The sequence below is a fragment of the Labrys sp. (in: a-proteobacteria) genome (assembly GCF_047605565.1).
Lineage (GTDB): Bacteria > Pseudomonadota > Alphaproteobacteria > Rhizobiales > Labraceae > Labrys > Labrys neptuniae.
This window is the reverse complement of record NZ_JASGFM010000037.1, coordinates 12,143-25,663: the sequence shown is the minus strand read 5'-3', so window position 1 is coordinate 25,663 and position 13,521 is coordinate 12,143. Positions and strand designations below refer to the sequence as shown.

Genomic DNA, 13,521 nt, shown 5'->3' with positions numbered 1-13,521 from the left:
AGGAAATATCATGACTGGAATTGTCCTCAAGCCCGGTCTTCGGGTTCTCGTCACCGCCGGAGCTTCCGGCATCGGCCGCGCCATCGCCGACCTCCTGATCGACAACGGTGCCAGGGTGCATGTGTGCGATGTCGCCGAGCATCATCTTGCCGATTTCCGCAGCGCCCATCCCGGACACGGCGCCAGCCTGTGCGACGTCTCCGACGAGGAGGCGGTGGCCAGGCTGTTCGATGAGGTAAAAGCGGGCCTCGGCGGCCTCGACGCGCTCATCAACAATGCCGGCATTGCCGGGCCGACAGGCGGCGTGGAGGAGATCGCGCCCGCTGACTGGCGCCGCACCATCGACATCTGCCTCACAGGGCAGTTCCTGTGCACGCATCATGGCGTGCCCCTGCTCAAGCAGGCCGGCGAGGGTGCCATCGTCAACCTGTCCTCGGCGGCGGGGCGCTATGGTTATGCCTATCGCACACCCTATTCGGCTGCCAAATGGGGGGTGATCGGCTTCACCCAGAGCCTTGCCAAGGAACTCGGCCCCTCGGGCATTCGCGTCAATGCCATCCTGCCCGGCATCATCCGAGGCCCGCGCATGGAGGGGGTGATCCGCGACCGCGCCGCGCAGGTCGGCGTGCCCTATGAGGCGATGGAGAAGCAGTATCTCGATCGCATCTCGCTGCGCCGCATGACGGGCCCGGAGGATGTTGCGGCCATGGTCCTCTTCCTGTTGTCGCCGGCCGGCATCAACATCTCCGGCCAGTCCCTGGGCGTCGACGGCAACGTCGAATCCCTGTGAGCGCCCCCTCTCAGTCGGGAACATCCCCATGAAGACAGCCATCATCGGATCCGGTTTCATCGGCCGCGCCTGGGCCATCACCTTCGCCAGGGCCGGCCACGAAGTCAGGCTCTGGGACAAGGACGCCGACGCCCTGCCGAAAGCCCTGGCCTTCATCGAGGAGATGCTGCCGGATCTGGCCGCCAACGACCTATTGGGTGGTTCCGAGCCGGCCGAGGTTAAGGCGCGCATCCATATCGAGGCCGATCTTGCAGTGGCGCTCGATGACGTCGATCACGTCCAGGAAAATGCGCCCGAACAGGTCGAACTGAAGCGTACCCTGTTCGCCGATCTCGACAGGCTGGCACCCGCCAAGGCGGTGCTGGCAAGCTCGACCTCGGCGATCCTGCCTTCCGCCTTCATGGAGCATCTGCCCGGCCGCCAGCGCTGCCTCGTGTGCCATCCGATCAATCCGCCCTATCTGGTGCCGGCGGTCGAGGTCTGTCCCTCGCCCTGGACCTCGCAGGAGGCCATGGCCAAGGCTGCCGACTTCATGCGCAGCTGCGGCCAGTCGCCTTTGGTGATGAAGCGCGAGATCGACGGCTTCATCATGAACCGCCTGCAGGGGGCCCTGCTCGAGGAAGCGTTCCGCCTGGTTGCCGACGATATCGCCAGCGTCGAGGACATCGATATCGGCCTGCGCGACGGGCTGGCCTTGCGCTGGTCCTTCATGGGGCCGTTCGAGACGATCGACCTCAACGCGCCCGGGGGCGTGCGTGACTATGCCGAGCGCTACCAGGGCATCTACGCCAACATCTTCCCGTCGGTGCAGTACCGCGTCGATTGGGCCGGCCCCGTGATGGAGCGCATCGAAGCCGAGCGTAGCGCCCTTCTGCCACGCGACAAGCTCGGCGAACGCCAGAAATGGCGCGATCGCCAGTTGATGGCTCTCCGCGCCCACAAGCGCAAAGCCGCCAAGGACATTGGAAAGTGAGTAGACGGTATGGCCCGCAATAAAGTCATCATCACCTGCGCCGTAACGGGCGCCATCCACACACCGTCAATGTCGCCCCATCTGCCGGTGACGCCAGAAGAAATCGCCGATGCGGCTGTCGGCGCCGCCGAAGCCGGCGCGGCGATCGTGCATCTGCACGCCCGCAATCCGGTAACGGGCGAGCCCGACCAGACGCCGGAGGCCTTTGCGCGGTTCCTGCCCCAGATCAAGCAGCGCTCGAACTGCGTCATCAACCTGACCACCGGCGGCGCCCCGACCATGAGTATCGAGGAACGCGTGCGGCCGGCGGCGACCTTCGCGCCTGAAGTCGCCTCGCTCAATCTCGGCTCCATGAATTTCGGCCTGTTCGGCATGCTCGATCGCTTCACCGATCTCAAGCACGAGTGGGAGCGGACCTATCTGGCCAACAAGGACATCATCTTCCGCAACACCTTCGGGCAGATCGAGCACATCCTGACCACCTGCGCCGGCAACGACACCCGCTTCGAATTCGAATGCTACGACACGGCGCATCTCTACAACCTCAAATATTTCTTCGATCGCGGCCTGGTGAAGGCGCCGTTGTTCATTCAGACCGTGTTCGGCCTGCAGGGCGGCATCGGCGGCCATCCCGACGACGTCCTGCACATGAAGCGCACGGCCGACCGCCTGTTCGGCGACCAGTATCGCTGGTCGGTTCTCGGTGCCGGGCGCAACCAGTTCAACATTGCGGCGATGGCGGCCGCGATGGGCGGCAATGTCCGCGTCGGGCTGGAGGATTCGCTCTGGAACGGGCCGGGCGTGCTCGCCCGCTCCAATGCGGAGCAGGTCACCCGGGTCCGCCAGATCATCGAAGGTCTCGGCCTTGCCGTGGCGACCCCGGACGAGGCCCGCGAAATGCTGGGCCTGAAAGGCGGCCACGCCGTGAATTTCTGAGGCAGGCCGCCGGGAGGCTGAAAACCAAAGAACGGTTGAAGGAGAGGGAACAAGCATGCGTATCGAAGTCCTGCTGGATGTGAAGACCACGTTGGGGGAGGGGCCGCTCTGGGATGTCGAGCAGCAGCGCCTCTACTGGATCGACAGTTTCGACGGCCGCGTCTTCCGTGCTACTGCCGACGGCCGGGAACTGCGGGCCTGGGACGTGCCGCAGAAGATCGGCTCGATGGCGCTGCGCAAGGATGGCTCGGGCGCCGTCGTCTCGCTGGCGCGCGGCTTCCACCTCCTCGACTTCAAGACCGGGGACGTCGAACTCATCCACGATCCCGAGCCGGATCTGCCCAACAACCGCATCAATGACGGCAAGGTCGACAAGCGCGGCCGCTTCGTCGCCGGCTCCATGGACACGATGGAGGAGGGGCCGAACGGGGCGCTCTACAGCCTGTCGACGGATTTCAAGGTCACCAGGCTCGATAGCGGCATCATCTGCTCGAACGGGCCGTGCTGGAGCCCGGACGGTACCATTTTCTATTTTACCGACACCTGGTCCGGCGAGATCTCGGCTTATGATTACGATCAGGATACGGGCAGCGTGTCGAACAAACGAACCTTCGCCAAGGTCGACGGCTCCGGCGGTGGCGCGGCCGATGGCTCGACGGTGGACGCCGAGGGCTGCCTGTGGAATGCCCTGGTCTATGACGGCAAGCTGGTACGCTACCGGCCGGACGGTTCCGTCGACCGGGTGATCGAGATGCCGGTCAAGAAGGTCACCAGCGTGATGTTCGGCGGCCCCGATCTCGACGTGCTCTATGTGACCTCGATGGCCAAGCCACCCTTGCCGCGCTTCCCGGGTGACGGCGTGCTGCGAGGCAGCCTGTTCGCCATCCATGATTTGGGCATAAGGGGCATTCCCGAACCGCGCTTCGGCGGGTGAAGGGATCGGAAAACGGCGGGACGGGACGGCCCCAACCAGCAGCTTTCGCCGCAAGCGGGGCCAGCCTGCATCGTTGCCGACGAGTGTCGTTTTCTTGGCTGGCGGCCAGCTTGCTGAAGTTAAGGACGAGGATGATCCCGCGCCGATAAGCTGGCCCAGCCGGCGGACTCATGGGCCGCTGGGCAAGACTTTTCGTTATCCGAGCAGGGTGGAGATCCTTGGTTTAATTCTTTAAAAAATCTTTATACATCAATTTGATATTTTACATTCTTAAATCGATGACTTATCGGCTTGCCTTGAACGGACATCGAAGTCTTCCGACCCCTGCATCTGCAGCAGCCGGAAGACCTCGATGTCTATTGCGGGTGGCTAAAGTGAACGAGCCACCCGCAGACCCGGATGCTACTCTACAATCTGTACGATCCGACGGGTGCCGGGATCGACCAACACGACCTCATCATTGATGACCGTATATTTGTAGCGGACTTCGCCATAGTCGGCAGGTACGTCGTAGTATTCGACGCCCTCCTCAGGCAGGACGACGCCTACATTGAGAGGTTCTTCATAGCGATAGGAGGGGATATGCCGCTCGATCACATATTTGCGGAAGCGGGGGCGCTGTTCGATCCCCAGCAACCCGTTGATGCCGCCTGTCACGGCGCCGACCGTACCGCCGACGATACCGCCGATCGGCCCGGCATTGTCATTGCCGCGTTCCGCCCCTTCCTGGGCTCCGCCCATCACGCCTTGTGCCTGGGCAGCGGCCGGCAGCCATAGCGCCACCAAAGATATGCCAATCAAGTTCATCAACCTGCTTGTCATGACCTTTCTCCGTGGTTATCGAGTGTATCCACTCCAGATATGAGCAATACAACAACCCATGGCTGCAATTGTTCCCATATAATTTTGATGAAAATAGGAATTACGGCACGCGTCGCAAAATTATCTTTGATTTCTTAATGATGACACATTTCCGGTAAATGTGTGTCATTGAAGTATTCTGATGAATTCCAAGTTTTTTGAGATATGTAGATAGGAAATTCTTGTCGCCGCGCAGCCGTTGTGTCTTGCGGCCGCAGACGTGCGCCGATGGTTGTCCGAGTGTCGTGCGCATAACCGGATTCGTCATCGCAGCGGATGATCTGCCGGCGTCGTATGTGCGAAATCGCACATCCGCAGCATGAAATTACCCCTAAGGCTCCATGAAGTTTGGAGATCTGCTGGATAGCGGCAGTCTATTTTAAGGTAATATGGTAATGGGTGCTGCCGTGCTTTCCGATGCCTATAGGAGCGTCGACGTCGACCGTCTGCCAAGACTGCGCAATGAAGCCATGCGGCCGACTCCCGTTTCCGGTCCGATCATCACACCCCGGGTCGCGACGATCCCGATCCTCATCATCAGCGCCGCAACGCTGATCCGCGACTGCCTGGCGCGCTGCCTCGCCGAAGCCGAATTGAACTGCAGCACGAGCGGCTATGGATCTGTCGACGAATGGCGTCCGACGGACCCTGCCGCCCCCGTGACGATATTGCTGTGCGCGACTGGGGACGGCGCGACAGAACGCGCCATTTGCGACGACATTGCCCGGTTGCAGGCCAAGGCTCCCGACAGCCAGATCATCGTACTCTCCGATGTCGAGGACCCTGTTCTGGTCCGTCGCAGCCTCGAACAGGGTGCCCAGGGTTTCGTCGGCATGACCTTCAATCTGGACATGGCGGCCGCCGCCATTCGCCTGGTTCAGGCAGGAGAGAAGTTCGTCCCCGTCAGCAGCCTCCTGGCGGCGCAGGCCGCGCCCATGCCGGCTGCGGACAAGGGGCCACTCGGCCAGGCGCTCACCCAGCGGCAGATTGACGTCATCGACCGTTTACGCCGTGGCGAGTCCAACAAGATCATCGCTTTCAAGCTGGAGATGAGCGAGAGCACGGTGAAGATCCACATCCGCAACATCATGCGCAAGATCAAGGCGCGCAATCGCACGGAAGTGGCGATCCTGACCAAGGATCTGTTCAACTAAGCACAGGGCCTCGGCTCGAGCAAAACGCGTTCGTGCCTGGATGAATGCGCAAGACGGCAAGGCTCCCTATGGGAGCCTTTTTTGTCTGCCGGTGAGGTGTCGGGAACATGCCGCCTGATCGGGCGTTATGGGCAAGGGCGGTGCAGGTATCCACCATCACCGTCAAGGATCACCAGAACGGAGAACAAGATGGCCGACTCGATCTCCTCGGACGATGTGCGCAAGGAACTGGAAAAGCAGATTGCCGATCTCCGCAAGGAAATCAGCGCGCTTGGCAAATCCATCGCGGATCGCGGTGCCGAGACATTGGAACGCACACGCGAAGCGGCTTCCGAAGCCGTGGATCGGGCCAGAGGGCAGACGAGAGCCTCCTTCCAGCAGGCCCGCGAGCAGGCGCATGCCGTGACCGATGCGGCGAGGGAACATCCCGGCACGGCCGCGACGATATTGTCCTCGGCCGGCATTCTGGGATTCGTCGTTGGGCTCTTCGTCGGTGCGACCCTGCTCGGGAACGAGCGACGCTAACCTTCTGTCTATCGAGCAGGCGCCGCCACGACGTCCTGCAGCGGTTTCCGGTCAGGCTCGCTCATTTGTCAACCAGGGCAAAGCGCAGTCTGGCTGGTTCGCTTGCAGGCTCCGGCCAGCCCAGCGTCGAACTTGCGAAGGCGTGAAGGAGGGCCGCCAGCCGGGCACAAGGCTCGGAACTGGCGACGATCGCCCTGCCGGTGTCACGTGTGCCGACGCCAAACTGTACCTGGCACTGAAACTGTTCCGCATGGCCATCGAGCGTCCTGACGCTCAGCCTGCTCCTGGGCAGCAGACAGCGCCGAAGCCTCTCGACAGCATCGATGGAGGTGGTGAGCGCGTCAGGCTCGCCACAATGCGAACCATCGGCGGACGACAGGCGATGGTCGGGCAGGACGACCAGCCAATCGGCGAACATGCGGCCATTGAGATAACGAAGGCTCAAGCAGATATCGCGATCGAGCCATGGATCGCTCCTATCCAGCCGACTCGCCCTATCGGCAAATGAAAAAAGGGCGCGCACGTCGTAAGCTTGCATGGATCGGCACCTCGATGGTTGTCGGAGGCGAAACGGCGGCGGACAACAAAGGTTTCCTGCCTGCGACGAAGTGGAGCAAAGCCCGGGCCGCTTTGTGGTGCCGGCGGGAACCATGAACCCGGTTCGCAGGTTCAGCGCCAGGACAGTTCGATATCGAGGCCGCGGCCTTCGAGCAGGATCTGCGGCTTGCAAAGGAGAACAACATGCGCAGGCTTGGCTTTCTGGCTTCACTCGCGGGATTGGTCGCTATTGCCAAGCTGCTGGATGAAAATCATCGATTGCGCCAGGAAGTCGGGGCGCTGAAAGCGGCCGGCCGGCGCCGGGACATGGCAGCGCAGCCCGAAGATCCGTGGGACGCGGTCGATGAGGCGAGCGACGAGTCCTTTCCCGCCAGCGATCCTCCTGCTTTCACCGCGCGCCGCAGGACCTGAAACATGCGAGCACGGAAGCTCCGGCGCGAGCATCCGGGTGCGGGCCCTTTGGTGCGAGGCGTTTGGACGGTGATGCCCGCCGTGACGACCGCCATGTTGCGCAGATCCAGCAGGCCGCTCACCAGTAGGATCGCGGTCAGCCGGCGGCGTTCAGGCTGCAATGAGTCCCCGGCTGCAGACCGTTCGGAATGGCCGGCGGCGCCGATTACCCGGCATCCGATGCGCCATCCCATAATGAGGCTCATGACGGCACTCATGGTGTTCTCGATAAGATCTGGCATTTCGTGCTAGTCCGGGACCAGCGGATGATGGGAGTGACAAGCTTGGCGGGATTCGAATGGACTCGCTGATGACGGCCGCGGCCCGTGCGCTCGCTGCCGGCGACCCGCTCGGCGCCCTGAACCGGGTTGCCCTGCGTGACGACGCGCCGGCATTGGCCTTGCGGGGCATCGCTATGGCGCAGCTCGGCGACCTCGACCGTGCCCGAACCCTGATCCGAAATGCCGCGCGCGCCTTCGGCGCCAGGCAAGCCGTGGCGCGCGCGAGATGCATCGTCGCCGAGGCCGAAATCGCCTTCGTCTCGCGTGACCTCGGCTGGCCCGCCAAGGCCCTCCATACCGCACGCACGACGCTGGAGCAGCATGGCGATCGCGTGAATGCCGCTCATGCCAGATATCTCGAAGCCCGGCGCCTGCTGCTGATCGGGCGTCTGGATGCCGCCGAGGCGGAACTTGCCAATTTCGACCCCGCGCCGCTGCCGCCGGCCCTGAGGACGGCCCACGACCTGGTGGTTGCCGGCATTGCGATGCGTCGGCTCGAGACCCGGCAGGCCCGTACGGCGCTGGCACGGGCCGAACGGGCCGCAAGCGAGGCCGCAATCCCGGCGCTGGCGGCGGAAGTCGAAAGCGCCAGGCTGATCCTGGATACGCCGGCGGCCCGCCTGATCAGGGCCGGCGGCGAACGCCCGGTCCTGCTCGATGAAGTCGAGGCTTTGCAGATGTCGAAAGCCTTCATGATCGATGCCTGCCGCCATGTCGTGCGCAATGGCGACAAATCGACTTCGCTTGCCCGGCGACCGGTGCTGTTCGCCCTCGTCCGTGCACTCGGCGAGGCCTGGCCCCGCGATGTGACGCGCGACGAGCTGGTGGCGCGTGCATTCGGAGCCAAGTCGGCCGACGAGTCCCATCGCGCCCGCCTGCGGGTCGAAATGGGTCGCCTGCGTGCGACCCTGAGGGGACTGGCCACCGTCAATGCGACCAAGCGCGGTTTTGCGCTGGCGCCGAGCCGCACCGGCGAGGTCCTGGTGTTGGCCCGGCCGGTGGAGGAGAAATATGCGGCGGTGCTGGCATTTCTCTCCGATGGCGAGGCCTGGTCCAGTTCTGCCCTGGCGCTTGCACTCGGAGCCAGCCAGCGTACCGTGCAGCGTGCTCTCGACGAGCTCGCCTTGGCCGCCAAAGTGCAATTCTTCGGCCGTGGAAGAGCACGCCGCTGGGTGACGCCGCCGGTGCCGAGTTTCGCGACAACCTTGTTACTCCCGGCACCGCTGCCATAAAGCTAGGATCGGCCGTATGAAACGGACACCAGCAGAAATCCTTCGCGAATATGGCCCCTTCGCCGGGGTCGAAGCCGTACACGGGGTCAGCTTCGATGGCGAGAACGTCTGGTTCGCCTCCGGCGACAAGCTGAATGCGCTCGATCCCGACAGCGGCAAGACGGTGAAGGCTCTCGACGTCCCCGCGCATGCCGGCACCGCCTTTGACGGCCGGCATCTGTTCCAGATTGCGGAGGATCGCATCCAGAAGATCGATCCGGCCACCGGCACGGTGCTCGCCACCATTCCAGCGCCCGGCGGCGGCAAGGATTCGGGCCTGGCCTGGGCCGAGGGTGCTCTCTGGGTCGGCCAGTATCAGGACCGCAAGATTCACCAGATCGATCCCGAGACTGGCGCCACCTTGCGCACCATCGAATCCAACCGTTTCGTCACCGGCGTGACCTGGGTCGACGGGGAACTCTGGCATGCCACCTGGGAAAATGACGAAAGCGAATTGCGGCATGTCGATCCGGCCACCGGCACGGTCCTCGACAGCCTTGCGATGCCGGCCGGCCTGGTCGTCTCCGGGCTCGAAGCCGATGGGGGCGAGCGTTTCTTCTGCGGTGGCGGCGAAAGCGGAAAAGTCAGGGCCGTCCGCCGGCCTACAAAGGCAAAGCGCGCTCGTGGCTGAACGCCTGTGTGCTCAGACGAGCACGGGCCGCTCGGGCAGGAACAAGTCGGCGAGAACGCCCAGCGCCTGGTCGAGCTGAGCCATCGCGGGAGCGCCGAGGCTTATCCGCACTCCACCGTCCGGTGCTGAGGGATCGGCCATGGCTGCGCGCGCCGGCATCAGGGCGACACCGCGCAGCGCGGCACGGGCGACGAAACGATCCGCCGCTTCGGCCGGCATCGGCAGCCAGGCGTGAAAACCGTCATTGATCCTGAGCGCCGCTTGCTTGGGCAGGCGATCGGCAGCGAAGGCCGAGCGCCGGACGGCATCTGCGCGGATCGAGGAGGCAACGGCTTCCGCCGTTCCGTCCGTCAGCCACATCCCCATGATCTCGGCCTGGAGCGCCGAGGCCATGGTGCTGCTCGCCTGCAGCCTCGCCTCCGCCTCGGCCACGCGATCGGACGGGACGACGAGCGCACCCATGCGAAGCCCCGGGCTCAAGGCCTTGGAGAGGCTGGTGACATGGAAGGTGCGTTCGGGTGCAAGGCAGGCCAGGGGGCGAACGCCGGCTGGCGCGAAAATGCCGTAGACGTCGTCCTCGATGATGATGACGTCGTGGGCACGGCAGAGGCGGACCACGTCCTGGCGGCGTTCGGCGCCCATCGTCGCCGTCGTCGGATTGTGCAGGGTGGGCGTCACATAGAGCACCCGGTGCCGGCCGTGATCGGCGCCGAGCGCCTCGGCCAGGGCACCGGGCGTAAGGCCCTCCCGGTCCATCGCGAGGCCAATGGTCTCGAGGCCGGCCTGCCGCGCCACCAGCAGGGCGCCCGGATAGGTCAATGCCTCGGTCAGCAGATGGGTTCCCGGCGGACAGGCCATGGCCATCGCAATGGCGAGGGCGTGCTGGGCACCATGGGTCAGCACTATACGGTCCGGTCCGGCGTCGACGCCCCATCTGGCCAGCCAGCGTGCCATCAGGCGGCGATGCTCCGGGCGCCCCGCAGGATGGGAATAAGCCCCGAACGTTTCGGCATCGAGGCGCTTTGCCAGTGTCGACAATGTCGCCTGCAGCAACCTGTCGCTCAACATCTGCGGCGGAGCATTGATGCCGAGGTCGATGCTTCCGGTCGCCATGGCCGATATGCCTGCCACGAACATGCCGCGGCCGTGGAGGGATCTGACCAGGCCGCGCTGCTCCAGCTTGACATAGGCCTTGGTGACGGTGCCGACGCCGATGCCGAGGCGCCAGGCAAGATCGCGATGGGCCGGCAGCCGGTCGCCGGCGCCGATCAGGCCGGCGGCGATGTCGTCGGCAAGCGCCGCGGCGAGCCGCTCGAATGGCGGGTCGTCGCCTGGTGTCAGGCGTGGCTCCCAGGGCGACGCAAGCTTCACGATAAACTCGTTAATTGTGTCACATGACACTATTATGCATTTCGAAAATGTGTCACGCCTCTATGGTGCCGTCAATTCCCTGCGGAACCGACGGCCCTTGCCATGACATCCGACCTGCTGACCGCCTTCATCCTCTATGCCTTCGTCACTTCGATCACGCCGGGGCCGAACAACACGATGCTGCTGGCCTCCGGCGCCAATTACGGTCTCTGGGCCACCATGCCTCACCTTCTCGGCATCAATCTGGGCTTCTGCATCCTGGTGCTCGCCGCTGGCTTCGGCATAGGCGGCTTGTTCACGGCCTTCCCGTTCCTTCACACACTGCTGCGCTATGGGGGCGCGGTCTATCTCCTTTATCTCGCCTGGAAGATCGCGAGAGCGGGCGGGCCGGATTCGGAGGGTGGCCGGGATCGACCGATGACTTTCTTCCAGGCAGCGGCCTTCCAATGGGTCAATCCAAAGGCCTGGATCATGGCGATCGGAGCGATTGCGACCTACACGCCGGTCGACGGCTTCTTCGGTTATGTCCTGGTGGTGGCGGCCATTTACGTTCTGGCCAATGGCCCCTGCCTGCTGGTCTGGGCGGCAGCGGGGACCGCTTTGCGCGGTTTCCTGTCGGAACCTGTGCGGCTGCGCGTCTTCAACATGGTGATGGCGTTGGCGCTGGTCGCCTCACTCTATCCGATCCTGGCTGAAGCGGGGCGTTGATCGACGGGAGCATCGACCTCCCTTCAGAGGTCGAAGGTGAGATAATAGGTCACGAAGGAGAACAGCAAGGCAAGCAGCACACTTTCGAGCATCGGCTTGGCTCCGGTGAAAGAGGCCACCAGCATGCCCGTGCTGCCTTAACCTGCGATTTCCGTTTGTTTCGGCGCGGTGGCGATATCGCGGCATTTCGGCGCCTCTCGTCCAGCGGAGCCTGGCCCATCTCGGCCCGTCTCGGTCCGGCAAATCACGAAGGACTGTAAGTCGCGAAGGTGGGTGTTCCAGCCTTCTCGTAGACCTGGATCGTGAGGCCGGCCGGCGTCACCTCGGCCTTCAACGGCCTGAAGCCGAGAGGCTGCCCGCCATCTCTGAAGAGCTTGCGGCCCTGTCCCAGTACGACGGGAGCAACCATGAGCCTTAGCTCGTCCACCAATCCGGCTGCCAATAGCGAGTAGGCGAGCCGCCCGCTGCCATGGATCTGCAACTCGCGACCGGGCTTGGCCTTCAAGGCGGCGATGCCGTCGAAAATGTCGCCAGACAGGATGGTCGATGGAGCCCATGAGGCACGTTCGAGCGATGTCGAGGCCACATATTTCGGAGCGCCATTCAGCTTGCTGGCGATCGGATCGTTCGGATCATCCATTTTCGGCCAATCGCGCGCGAAATTCTCATAGGTTCGGCGCCCGAACAGGAAGCCATCGGCCTCGGCGACCCAGGCGATCACCGAACGCATCAAGGCATCATCGATGAAGGGCACGAACCAGCCGCCGCGGGTGAAACCGTCGGTCGTGTCTTCATCGGGGCTTCCCGGCCCCTGATACACGCCATCGAGGGACAAGAATTCCATCAAGACCAGCTTCATGACATCACCTTTCGCAGCTCGACCCCGGTTTTTCGGGATGTGGGTGAAAACCCATTACCTATCCTCAAGGCTAACTATCAGCCTTCAAAACTTAGCGCAAGGGCTTAGTTTATATCGGCGATGGAACATTCTGTCGGGCGGGCAGGGGAGCGAACGACTCCCACCGAAGGCACGTAGCGGCGCGGGCGCGGCATGCAGTGGCGGGCAGCAGGCCGAGATGAAGGCCATTCTTTCGGATCATAGGTCAATCAAGATAAAACGCCGTGGAAGCTGGTGCTCCACGGCGTCATGGACCGGTGGTCGATCGCGGCTGGGTGAAAGAGCTCGCGGTTCTCGCACCCACCCCAGCGGGACTTTCTATTGGGCGTCGATGCGCTGGCCGATATGGGCGATAGCCTGCTGATAGACGGAGGCGGCATTCCAGGCCTGGATAGCCCCGAAATTCGGCTCGCCCGGCTGGTAGCCCTGGCCGGCACTCCAGCCATGGGCCTTCAGGTAGTTGGCGGTCGAATCGAGGGCACCCGCAGCGGTGTCGAGATTGCCGACGCCATATTGCAGTACGGTCTTGGGCATGAACTGGGTCTGGCCCACTTCGCCATGCATGGAACCGCGGGTCTGCGCCGTGAAGCGGCCGCTGTCGACGAGCTTGAGCGCAGCGTAGAGCTGGTCGGTAAAGAATTCGGGGCGGCGGCAGTCATAAGCCAGCGTTGCCACCGAGGAGAGCATGTTCTGGTTGCCCTTGACGGCACCAAAGCCCGACTCCATGCCCCAGATCGCCAGCAGCGGTCCCGGCGGCACGCCGTAACGGCGCTCGATAGTGGCAAACAACGCACCCTGGGATTTCTTGAGCTGGCGTCCGCGCGCAACGATCGTGTTGCCACCGCGCTTGGCAAGGAACTGGTCCAGGGACAGCCGGAAACTCTTCAAGCCGCGATCGGCGTTGATGGTGGCTGTGGCGTAATGGGTGCTCATCAGCGCGGCGATGCCGGCCTGACCGACGCCCTTGGCGCGTGCCTCGGCGGAAAATTCCTGCTTCCATGCTTCATAGCCGGCTGCAGTCTTGCCGCATTGGGCTGCATAGGCTCCGCCTGAAAGCTGGAACAGGCTCAAGACCGCTCCGGCCAGCGCCGCTACATGTATCCTCGTGCTCATCCAAATCCCTTTTTTGAGAACATCCAGGCTGCCGGCGACTACAGCAGTGACGCCCGGTCAAGTCAAT

15 protein-coding genes are annotated in these 13,521 nt (G+C 63.5%); 10 read left to right on the top strand and 5 right to left on the bottom strand.

Translation table 11 applies throughout. The annotated features are described in order from the left end of the window. The first annotated feature begins 10 nt into the window (after positions 1 to 10). Genes QM672_RS25400 through QM672_RS25385 form a run of 4 tightly spaced genes read left to right on the top strand, consistent with a single transcriptional unit; the run spans position 11 to position 3,633 of the window. Positions 11 to 790, top strand: coding sequence for an SDR family oxidoreductase (locus QM672_RS25400; RefSeq protein ID WP_367624355.1), 780 nt, complete (start codon positions 11 to 13; stop codon positions 788 to 790). 28 nt (positions 791 to 818) lie between these two features. Beyond that, positions 819 to 1,763: a 3-hydroxyacyl-CoA dehydrogenase gene (locus QM672_RS25395; RefSeq protein WP_311945235.1), complete on the top strand. Its 945-nt coding sequence runs from the start codon at positions 819 to 821 to the stop codon at positions 1,761 to 1,763. Positions 1,764 to 1,772: 9 nt separating this feature from the next. Next, complete coding sequence (locus QM672_RS25390; RefSeq protein WP_311945237.1) at positions 1,773 to 2,699, top strand: 3-keto-5-aminohexanoate cleavage protein; 927 nt, start codon at positions 1,773 to 1,775, stop codon at positions 2,697 to 2,699. Positions 2,700 to 2,754: 55 nt separating this feature from the next. After that, positions 2,755 to 3,633: an SMP-30/gluconolactonase/LRE family protein gene (locus QM672_RS25385; RefSeq protein ID WP_311945238.1), complete on the top strand. Its 879-nt coding sequence runs from the start codon at positions 2,755 to 2,757 to the stop codon at positions 3,631 to 3,633. A 402-nt stretch (positions 3,634 to 4,035) separates the two neighbouring features. Here QM672_RS25385 and QM672_RS25380 read toward each other — a convergent pair whose 3' ends face one another. Further along, complete coding sequence (locus QM672_RS25380; protein WP_311945240.1) at positions 4,036 to 4,455, bottom strand: DUF1236 domain-containing protein; 420 nt, start codon at positions 4,453 to 4,455, stop codon at positions 4,036 to 4,038. Positions 4,456 to 4,889: 434 nt separating this feature from the next. Between QM672_RS25380 and QM672_RS25375 the strand changes: the two genes are divergently transcribed. Beyond that, positions 4,890 to 5,648 (top strand): response regulator transcription factor, encoded by a 759-nt coding sequence (locus QM672_RS25375; protein ID WP_367624359.1) that lies wholly within the window; start codon positions 4,890 to 4,892, stop codon positions 5,646 to 5,648. Between the two features lie 189 nt (positions 5,649 to 5,837). Beyond that, on the top strand, positions 5,838 to 6,173 hold the full coding sequence (locus QM672_RS25370) for a DUF883 family protein (RefSeq protein WP_311941369.1): 336 nt from the start codon (positions 5,838 to 5,840) through the stop codon (positions 6,171 to 6,173). Between the two features lie 61 nt (positions 6,174 to 6,234). On the opposite strand, the gene QM672_RS25365 is transcribed toward QM672_RS25370, so the two are convergent. Further along, the gene (locus tag QM672_RS25365; RefSeq protein WP_367624360.1) at positions 6,235 to 6,618 is read right to left on the bottom strand and encodes a hypothetical protein; all 384 of its coding nucleotides are present in this window, start codon (positions 6,616 to 6,618) and stop codon (positions 6,235 to 6,237) included. Between the two features lie 296 nt (positions 6,619 to 6,914). On the opposite strand from QM672_RS25365, the gene QM672_RS25360 reads away from it, so the two are divergent. The 3 genes from QM672_RS25360 to QM672_RS25350 all read left to right on the top strand — a co-directional run bounded on the left by QM672_RS25360 (position 6,915) and on the right by QM672_RS25350 (position 9,364). Then, positions 6,915 to 7,142 (top strand): hypothetical protein, encoded by a 228-nt coding sequence (locus tag QM672_RS25360; protein WP_311941363.1) that lies wholly within the window; start codon positions 6,915 to 6,917, stop codon positions 7,140 to 7,142. 337 nt (positions 7,143 to 7,479) lie between these two features. Further along, the gene (locus QM672_RS25355; RefSeq protein WP_367624361.1) at positions 7,480 to 8,694 is read left to right on the top strand and encodes a helix-turn-helix domain-containing protein; all 1,215 of its coding nucleotides are present in this window, start codon (positions 7,480 to 7,482) and stop codon (positions 8,692 to 8,694) included. 16 nt (positions 8,695 to 8,710) lie between these two features. Next, positions 8,711 to 9,364 (top strand): DUF5074 domain-containing protein, encoded by a 654-nt coding sequence (locus QM672_RS25350; RefSeq protein ID WP_415085933.1) that lies wholly within the window; start codon positions 8,711 to 8,713, stop codon positions 9,362 to 9,364. Between the two features lie 12 nt (positions 9,365 to 9,376). Here the strand turns inward: QM672_RS25350 and QM672_RS25345 are convergent, their stop codons facing one another. Then, positions 9,377 to 10,735, bottom strand: a complete 1,359-nt coding sequence (locus QM672_RS25345) for a PLP-dependent aminotransferase family protein (RefSeq protein ID WP_415085931.1) — start codon at positions 10,733 to 10,735, stop codon at positions 9,377 to 9,379. A gap of 102 nt (positions 10,736 to 10,837) precedes the next feature. Here QM672_RS25345 and QM672_RS25340 point away from each other — a divergent pair, with 102 nt between their 5' ends. Further along, a complete protein-coding gene (locus QM672_RS25340) occupies positions 10,838 to 11,443 on the top strand; it encodes a LysE family translocator (protein ID WP_415085929.1) in 606 nt (201 codons plus the stop codon). A 244-nt stretch (positions 11,444 to 11,687) separates the two neighbouring features. Here the strand turns inward: QM672_RS25340 and QM672_RS25335 are convergent, their stop codons facing one another. Further along, positions 11,688 to 12,287 carry a dihydrofolate reductase family protein gene (locus tag QM672_RS25335; RefSeq protein WP_415085927.1) on the bottom strand — a complete coding sequence of 200 codons (600 nt, stop codon included), beginning with the start codon at positions 12,285 to 12,287 and terminating at the stop codon, positions 11,688 to 11,690. A gap of 372 nt (positions 12,288 to 12,659) precedes the next feature. Next, entirely contained in the window at positions 12,660 to 13,454 is a 795-nt protein-coding gene (locus QM672_RS25330; RefSeq protein WP_311941345.1) for a lytic transglycosylase domain-containing protein, read from the bottom strand. Positions 13,455 to 13,521 lie beyond the last annotated feature (67 nt).

Coding starts and splice junctions, on each gene's coding strand:
- QM672_RS25360 (WP_311941363.1), top strand. CDS start 6,915: ATGCGCAGGCTTGGCTTTCTGGCTTCACTCGCGGGATTGGTCGCTATT.
- QM672_RS25355 (WP_367624361.1), top strand. CDS start 7,480: ATGGACTCGCTGATGACGGCCGCGGCCCGTGCGCTCGCTGCCGGCGAC.
- QM672_RS25390 (WP_311945237.1), top strand. CDS start 1,773: ATGGCCCGCAATAAAGTCATCATCACCTGCGCCGTAACGGGCGCCATC.
- QM672_RS25395 (WP_311945235.1), top strand. CDS start 819: ATGAAGACAGCCATCATCGGATCCGGTTTCATCGGCCGCGCCTGGGCC.
- QM672_RS25370 (WP_311941369.1), top strand. CDS start 5,838: ATGGCCGACTCGATCTCCTCGGACGATGTGCGCAAGGAACTGGAAAAG.
- QM672_RS25340 (WP_415085929.1), top strand. CDS start 10,838: ATGACATCCGACCTGCTGACCGCCTTCATCCTCTATGCCTTCGTCACT.
- QM672_RS25380 (WP_311945240.1), bottom strand. CDS start 4,455: ATGACAAGCAGGTTGATGAACTTGATTGGCATATCTTTGGTGGCGCTA.
- QM672_RS25385 (WP_311945238.1), top strand. CDS start 2,755: ATGCGTATCGAAGTCCTGCTGGATGTGAAGACCACGTTGGGGGAGGGG.
- QM672_RS25330 (WP_311941345.1), bottom strand. CDS start 13,454: ATGAGCACGAGGATACATGTAGCGGCGCTGGCCGGAGCGGTCTTGAGC.
- QM672_RS25350 (WP_415085933.1), top strand. CDS start 8,711: ATGAAACGGACACCAGCAGAAATCCTTCGCGAATATGGCCCCTTCGCC.
- QM672_RS25400 (WP_367624355.1), top strand. CDS start 11: ATGACTGGAATTGTCCTCAAGCCCGGTCTTCGGGTTCTCGTCACCGCC.
- QM672_RS25335 (WP_415085927.1), bottom strand. CDS start 12,287: ATGGAATTCTTGTCCCTCGATGGCGTGTATCAGGGGCCGGGAAGCCCC.
- QM672_RS25375 (WP_367624359.1), top strand. CDS start 4,890: ATGGGTGCTGCCGTGCTTTCCGATGCCTATAGGAGCGTCGACGTCGAC.